This is a genomic window from Mesorhizobium sp. M7A.F.Ca.AU.002.02.1.1, from assembly GCF_003998535.1.
Taxonomy (GTDB): Bacteria; Pseudomonadota; Alphaproteobacteria; order Rhizobiales; family Rhizobiaceae; genus Mesorhizobium; species Mesorhizobium ciceri.
Window position 1 is genome coordinate 1 of the sequence record NZ_RZPB01001213.1, and the last position, 1,199, is coordinate 1,199.

Below are 1,199 nucleotides of genomic sequence, written 5' to 3' on the forward strand. Positions count from 1 at the left end.
AATATGAGGAATGGGCGAACCTTGTCGTCGGCCTGTGGATTGTGGCCGCACCTTGGGTGCTTGGCTTTGCCGGCCTGGCGGCAGCAATGTGGTCGCACGCCATCGCTGGCGCTGTGGTTGCTGCCCTGGCAGCAGCCAGCCTTTGGCTCGCGAATGACCGACCGCTCTCTGCAGCCTGATCATAGCCGCTGGCGGGTCCGACTCTTCCGGGCCCGCTCTTTTTTTCGCGAGACGATGCCGGCGGCGATGAAGGCGTTGACGTGCCAGAATTGATGCCCTCCGGTTTGACGACTACATCCCGCGCTGTGTGGAGTGGCCGCAATGGACATGAGTAAAGGAAAACACAACGCCGCCTTCGCTGCGCTGATGCTCTTCCAGTCAATCTACACTGCTACGCCGGTTAGAGGCCTTGCTACGCGACGGCAAGATCGCCGACGTGCAGGTTGGTGGGCCGAGGGCCTCGCGGACAGACGCGCTGGCAGCGGGATGAGGTGCCAATTGCCAAGAGGCTGCTGGGCTCGGCCGGCCAATTCTCTCTTGAACTGAAAAGAGCCATTTCCAATATCCTCTCTGTGCCGAAGGCGTCACGCAGACCGGCATGTTTTGCCGAGGAATCATCCTGCGTCACCCGAAGAGACACAAGCGCCGCTTTAGGGCTTGAAGGGAGGTCACGATGGAGAGCGCTACGTTCAAACAGCCGATTTTCGTGCGAGATGACAGTTTCGTCCTCAAAAAGATCGGTTGCGTCATGGATGCCATAGAATTTCTGGAAGAATGGCCGGTCGAAAGGCGTGGCCTTCTCCACGGAGCGGCCTGTGATACATGCTACTCGGCGTATGATGGTCGCAAGTCGGTCGAGGCCGCGCACAAGGCGTTTGCGACCTGGGCACGCAGGGTGGGTGTGATCGAAGACGTTCCCTTGGCGCCGTCTTGGATGACAGGGCCGAAGATTGGCAGTGCACACGAACTAACCGTTAAAACTCTCTGCGGCGGCAATCACGCCGCCGAAGCAAACAAATCTGCCACGCGCTCACGAGGAGGAGAGGCTCGGTTGACCAGATGACGGACGGGCTGCGCCGGCAACTCGCGCTATCGTATTCGGGGGCTGCGGACGATCGCCCTCCCGCTGCCAACCCCGATGAGCAAAGAGCCTTTCACATCTGCCAGCCGCAGCCGCCGATTGCAGCTCAAGCCGAATG

Annotated in this window: 3 protein-coding genes; 2 read left to right on the forward strand and 1 reads right to left on the reverse strand. The window is 60.2% G+C overall.

Going from position 1 to position 1,199, the window contains the following annotated elements; all coding sequences use genetic code 11:
* A partial coding sequence (locus EN879_RS36555) for an SPW repeat protein (protein ID WP_164774869.1) occupies positions 1-179 on the forward strand: 179 nt, incomplete at its 5' end.
* 233 nt (positions 180-412) lie between these two features.
* Here EN879_RS36555 and EN879_RS40425 read toward each other — a convergent pair.
* Positions 413-805, reverse strand: coding sequence for a hypothetical protein (locus EN879_RS40425; RefSeq protein ID WP_244514484.1), 393 nt, complete (start codon positions 803-805; stop codon positions 413-415).
* Between EN879_RS40425 and EN879_RS36560 the strand changes: the two genes are divergently transcribed.
* Entirely contained in the window at positions 749-1,063 is a 315-nt protein-coding gene (locus EN879_RS36560; RefSeq protein ID WP_244514481.1) for a DUF982 domain-containing protein, read from the forward strand. The genes EN879_RS40425 and EN879_RS36560 overlap by 57 nt on opposite strands.
* Positions 1,064-1,199: the final 136 nt, after the last annotated feature.

What these genes read in the sequence shown, in the direction of transcription:
- EN879_RS36560 (WP_244514481.1), top strand. Translation starts at nt 749, where the DNA reads ATGGATGCCATAGAATTTCTGGAAGAATGGCCGGTCGAAAGGCGTGGC.